Source organism: Streptococcus sp. NLN64 (assembly GCF_015831295.1).
GTDB lineage: Bacteria > Bacillota > Bacilli > Lactobacillales > Streptococcaceae > Streptococcus.
The window spans coordinates 1-5,767 of record NZ_JADXDQ010000081.1 but is presented as its reverse complement, the minus strand read 5'-3'; the positions used below and the strand labels follow the sequence as shown (position 1 = coordinate 5,767).

At 44.5% G+C, this 5,767-nt stretch carries 7 protein-coding genes; 4 read left to right on the top strand and 3 right to left on the bottom strand.

The annotated features are described in order from the left end of the window. Positions 1-192: 192 nt before the first annotated feature. Both I2503_RS08925 and I2503_RS08920 read right to left on the bottom strand, forming a co-directional pair. Positions 193-534 (bottom strand): hypothetical protein, encoded by a 342-nt coding sequence (locus I2503_RS08925; protein ID WP_196967725.1) that lies wholly within the window; start codon positions 532-534, stop codon positions 193-195. Next, complete coding sequence (locus tag I2503_RS08920) at positions 530-829, bottom strand: type II toxin-antitoxin system RelB/DinJ family antitoxin (protein WP_196967724.1); 300 nt, start codon at positions 827-829, stop codon at positions 530-532. The genes I2503_RS08925 and I2503_RS08920 overlap by 5 nt, the downstream gene beginning before the upstream one ends. A 438-nt stretch (positions 830-1,267) precedes the next feature. On the opposite strand from I2503_RS08920, the gene I2503_RS08915 reads away from it, so the two are divergent. The 4 genes from I2503_RS08915 (at position 1,268) to I2503_RS08900 (ending at position 4,706) form a co-directional block, all read left to right on the top strand. Further along, complete coding sequence (locus I2503_RS08915) at positions 1,268-2,173, top strand: excalibur calcium-binding domain-containing protein (RefSeq protein ID WP_196967723.1); 906 nt, start codon at positions 1,268-1,270, stop codon at positions 2,171-2,173. A gap of 218 nt (positions 2,174-2,391) precedes the next feature. Then, a complete protein-coding gene (locus I2503_RS08910; protein ID WP_196967722.1) occupies positions 2,392-3,444 on the top strand; it encodes a bifunctional glycosyltransferase family 2/GtrA family protein in 1,053 nt (350 codons plus the stop codon). Then, positions 3,431-4,333 (top strand): phosphodiester glycosidase family protein, encoded by a 903-nt coding sequence (locus I2503_RS08905; RefSeq protein ID WP_196967721.1) that lies wholly within the window; start codon positions 3,431-3,433, stop codon positions 4,331-4,333. Before I2503_RS08910 ends, I2503_RS08905 begins: the two co-directional genes overlap by 14 nt. Then, complete coding sequence (locus tag I2503_RS08900) at positions 4,314-4,706, top strand: hypothetical protein (protein WP_196091365.1); 393 nt, start codon at positions 4,314-4,316, stop codon at positions 4,704-4,706. The genes I2503_RS08905 and I2503_RS08900 overlap by 20 nt, the downstream gene beginning before the upstream one ends. Before the next feature lie 202 nt (positions 4,707-4,908). Here the strand turns inward: I2503_RS08900 and I2503_RS08895 are convergent, their stop codons facing one another. Beyond that, entirely contained in the window at positions 4,909-5,277 is a 369-nt protein-coding gene (locus tag I2503_RS08895; protein ID WP_196967720.1) for a hypothetical protein, read from the bottom strand. Positions 5,278-5,767 lie beyond the last annotated feature (490 nt).

Here is a 5,767-nt window from a genome sequence, read left to right as displayed (position 1 = left end):
ATTTCGCTATCCCTTCCTCTCCCCGCTACCTCACGATAGTCAGGCTTGGGAGTCGCTATTGGGTTCACCGGTAGCAGGTGCCCACAGAGGACTTACACCTCAGATGTACGACATGCCCGTCGTACCAGAAAAGGCTGAAACAATAGTCTCAACCCTCTATTTTGATTCATAATAATAACCTTTATGCAGTCATTAAATCTGTTTTTTATTTCTGAGTCCATCAATCAAGCGGTCCCTATCCCTTTTTGATAACTTACCAATCAATCGAATGGCAAATTCATTTAAATCTAACTCATATATTTGAATCGTATCGATATATGACGGCTTATGCAATCCTGCTTGATAGCAATCAATAATTTCTAAATACTGAGATTTTATTATTTCTGATTTAGACTCAAATTTGCTAGTGATTCGATAGGTTTGAATAGCCTCATCGTTGAACTTCACAACTACCGCAGGGCGGATTTTTGAATCTGTCCCATCACTATCCTGAATCCTAGAAATAACAACTGAGTAAATCTCTAATTCATCAATCATTAAAATAATCCTCAAACTCTGGATATTCATTCTCATCCCCAAAATACTGATTAACAGATTTTGGATTATTGGCATCAACCTTAACAACAGGACTAACAGATTTGGCTAAATGATAAAACTCAGCATCGTTTAACTGAGGTGCCAATTCCAGCTCAAAAGGCAATCCTCTATTCATTACACTTTGTTTAAAAAAAATTCGAATTGCTGTTGTCATATCCATTCCTAACTGGTCAAAAATTTCACTACTTTCCTTTTTTAAGGATTCATCTATACGAATGGTTATAGTTGTCATGATACTCACTCCTCCTATACTTGGCATATTTTTATGCTCCACAGAGGTCAAACCTGATCCAATATCCGTCAGAGTCTGCTTGAAGCATTTGTTCAACCTTCCTCTAGAGACAAAATAAAAGGAACACTCACTAAACAAGGGATTGACATGTATCGATCACATTTTTCCACTGCAGTGTGAAGACTATTTGGACTATTGGCAGATGAACCATTCAAAACGGACGAAGACTATTTGAGAAGCTTCTTACAATAATTATTGCTAAATTTATTTATCACTTCTTAGATAAACAAAATCGCTGAAACCATTGATACACAAAGCTTTATAGAGGGTTAGTTTCGATTTTTGCTTGTAGTGTATGAAGTCTATTTGGACGCTTGGCGGATTGAAGTTAGCTCATTGACGGAAACTCCTATTGAAATTTTGTAATGGATATCCATTATGGCATTGACTTTTGGTACAGTTTTAACTAAAATACAACTATATTGTAAACGCATACAAAATCGCAAAAGGAGAATTCTGATGACAACTATTCTAACATTCATATTTCTAGCATCCATTGTAGCTATCTGGTATTTTAAAAAGCGAGATCCCAACAAAATATTCCGAAGAATCGCAATTGGAACAACTGTGTGGTCTGCATTATTAATCGGCTATATTACACCTAGTCCAGAACGCACTACTAGTAACTCAACCACTGTAGCCTCTTCTGAAGCAAAAACTACAGCTAGCTCAGAGAAAGCGCCCTCCGAAAAAGAGAAAGATAATAATGAGGCTGAAAAACTAGTTAAAGAACTAGAAAAAAATAAAACAAAGAGCAATCTTCAGGCAGCTCAAAAAGAAGTTGATGCATTATCTGATAAAACATTAAAATCTTCACTTCAAAAACGAATCAACTCAATTGCGAACGAGATTTCAAACAAAGAAGAGGAACAATTAGCTGCAGAGAAAAAGATAGAAGAAGAGAGAAAACAAGCTCAAGCAAAGCAAAAATCTGAAGAAGAGGCGAAACGCCAAGCAGAGCAGGCTGCTAAAGAAGAGGCTGAGAAGCAAGCTCAAGCGGCTGCGCAGCAAGAAGCTGAAAGACAAGCTCAAGCGGCTGCACAACAAGAAGCTGAAAGACAAGCTCAAGCGGCTGCACAACAAGAAGCTGAAAGACAGGCTCAAGCGGCTGCACAACAAGAAGCTGAGAGACAAGCTCAGATTGCTGCACAACAAGCTACCGCGAATGCCTATTATCCCAACTGTGCTGCAGCCCGAGCTGCTGGTGCAGCTCCAGTTTACAGTGGACAACCTGGTTATGGAAGTCATCTAGATCGCGATGGAGATGGAATTGGTTGTGAATAACCTCCATACATCAATATTTTATCTACCAATATTCAACTTACACCTTAGTTCCGACAACTAGGGTGTATTTTCTTTTGCAGGAAAACTTGTAAAAAGCCCCAATCCCCGCTCTCTCCTTAATCAACTCTTAACCCAATTCATCATCTCGCTTATTTTCAGATTGCTTTCAGAAAAGTCCCGTATTCTTAAACGCAAGAAGAAAAAACGAGGTACGCGATATGTATTATGTAGTGATCCCAGCCTATCAACCGGATGAAAAACTGATCCAATTATTAACCGTTATAAAGCAGCGCTTGGAGTGTCAAGCTATCGTCGTGGACGATGGCAGCACGGGAAAGTCCGCAGAGATCATCGAGACGGCTAAATCCTATGCCACTGTTCTGCACCATGAGAGGAATCAAGGAAAAGGGCAAGCCTTGCGGACAGCCTTTCAGTATCTGCAAGTTTTCGGCCAGAACGGGGTGGTGGTAACCGCAGATGCGGATGGACAGCACGCTGTGCAGGACATCGATCGCCTAGCACGCGCAGCCATGAATCTGCCTAGCCGCCTGATTCTAGGGGTTCGCCAGTTCACCAAGGACATCCCGCTGCGCAGCCGTTTCGGAAATAAGCTCACCCGTGTCCTGTTCCGACTGCAAACAGGGGTCAATGTGAGCGATACCCAGACTGGCCTTCGAGCCTTCCACACCGACCTGCTTCCTTTCATGCTAGAGGTCGAAGGGAATCGCTACGAATATGAGATGAACATGCTTAGCCAAGCCAGCCAACGTTACAAAATGACCGAAGTCCCGATCCAAACCATCTACATCGACGATAATGCCAGTTCCCACTTCCGGCCGATTCAGGATAGCTTGCTGATTTATAAGAATCTCTTTAAGTTTGCACTATCCTCCCTCAGCAGTTTTCTAGTTGATTACGGGGTCTACGCCCTTCTCCTCCTGCTAACTGCTGCACTGCCAACAGCAACTCGCCTGGTCCTAGCCAATACCATCGCTCGCATCACGAGCTCCATTTTCAACTTCAGCCTCAATAAAAAGCTGGTCTTTCACAACAGGAACAGTCTTACCCGCACGGGGGCCGGCTACTTCACCTTAGCCCTCACCCTCTTCCTTGCCGACACAGCCCTTCTTTACCTTTTCCACCAAATTTTAGGAATGAATCTTTATATGGTAAAAATTATAGTAGGCTTCTTCCTCTTCCTGCTGTCTTGGACAGTGCAAAAAAACGTCATTTTCAGAGAAAGGAATTCGTATAGCCGTGAAATTGCTTAAGAAACCCTTCGCCTACGCCAGCATCTTCGGCCTACTCCTGACTGGCGGCTTTAGCTACTCCCTGCTAAAAACCTTTGTCCTATCCCAGGCCATGACCAGCGTCAGCGCCACAAACACCACGTCATCCGCGGCCACAAGCCCTACCAATGTCTCCACCACTGATACCAGCTACACCGATGACAACATCCAAATCAACTTGGAAACCATCACCACCAATGACACAACCGTCTACGTCGCCGACATCCACGTCAGCTCCTCAGACTACCTCAAAACAGCCCTGGCTCAGAACACCTATGGCACCAACATCACCGCCAAAACCTCTGAGACCGCCAGCAGTAACAACGCCATCCTCGCCGTCAACGGCGACTACTACGGTGCCAACGCATCCGGCTACGTCATCCGCAACGGCACCATCTACCGCGACACCATCCGAGACAATGCTGACTTCGGCGACCTCGCCATCTACGCCGACGGCTCCTTCAAGATCATCAAAGAAACCGAAGTCACCGCCCAAGAACTGGTTGACGACGGCGTCGTCAACCTCCTAGCCTTCGGACCTGCCCTCATTGAAAACGGCCAAATCGCTGTCGACACCAGCACCGAAGTCGGCCGTGCCATGGCCTCCAACCCCCGCTCCGCCATCGGTATCATTGACGAAAACCACTACATCATCGTCGTCGCCGACGGCCGCACAGAAGAAAGCCAAGGACTCTCCCTCTACCAAATGGCCGAAGTCTTAAAAGAATACGACGCCCAAACCGCCTACAACCTAGACGGCGGTGGCTCCTCCACCCTCTACTTCAACGGCCAAGTCATCAACAACCCCACCACAAACGGAAACACTATCTCAGAAAGAGAGGTCAGCGACATTGTCTACATCGGTTACTAATCCCAGTCAACGATTCAGAAGAAGCCTGATTACCTACCTAGCCCTCACAGCCTTCCTCTTCCTCTTCAGCCGCATCTACGAAAGCCTCAGCTATGGCGAAGTCTCCTTCTTCATGCACTACCTCTGGACTGTTCCCCTAGCCGGTGGTAGCCTCCTCCTGACACTCCTAAAATTCAGACCCAACCTCTCACGACTCAGCTACAACCTCTGGAACTCCGGCATCGCCACCCTCACTGCCGGTTTCCTCCTCCGTGGCATCATTAACTTATCCGGCCGATCAACAACCCTAGACCAACCCTATTGGCTCATCGGAGCCAGCTTCCTAACCCTAGCCCTTCTCTCTTTATTTATTCATTCGAAAAAACACGCCTAAAATCAAACGATTTTAGGCGCTTTTTATAGTCTTTTAGTTTACTTTTAGTACAAGGCAGCGAGTCGTAGACAGTACTGAAGTACGGCAAGATGAGCTAACACAGTAATAAAAGATAAACTAAAAGAGTATATCATTAATCCAATTCAGACAAGTAGGCTTTGATTCCATTCCAAAAGCGTTGAAAATCTTCCCTCTCCGTCGGTCAAATCTTGGTCACACGGTCTATGGCGATGACAAACACCGCCAACATCTCATAATCAGCAGCAGATTGGGAAACCAGACCCACACGCTTACCGACAATCAGAAAGAGGTAGAAAACAAACAAACTCGTACGCTTGGGAAAAGCCAGCAAGGCCTCCATCCCCATCCGCAAACCAAGATAGAAGACCCCTTGCCTCCTCCCCGCCTCAAACCAAGACAAAATCCGACCATACAACCAGTCGGACGTTAGAAACAGCGCTTGGATGGCGATGATGATCATGGCTACGTTGTTGGCATACCCCACTGACATCCCCAAAGAGCGCGTGATGTCAAAAATCATATCCCCATTAAAAAGAGCCAAATAAAGCACACCCACTACCAGAACCAAGGCAATCAGAAAAAACCACCAAAGTTCGTAGCAACTTTTTTACAGTCATAAAATTTTGTCCTCTTCCTTATATATCTGTAGAATAAAATTCCCTAAATACTCCACATCCTTAAAATTATATACTACTGAATCAAAAAAGTCCCCCACATATACCGCAGGGAACTCACAAAATCTAATCATAATAGAAAACATAACTTATCCAAGAACATGCCAGTGATACTGTTTGCATTGTTCCAATGATGGATAGAATTACTGTAGGATAAGGAGAAGATGGGAACAAAAAGGGGACGGAGGTGTTGTATTTAGAAGAACTTTCTCATCACTAGTTGGTCAACTCAAATTAAACCCGAATTATTCATACCTAACTTAAAAACCTTCCAGAAACCGTATTGATCACAGGGTTTCTGGAAGGTTCTGCTTTTCACCCATTGGGTGAAACATTCGACTAGACAAAAAAGGATTTCCCCTTTAT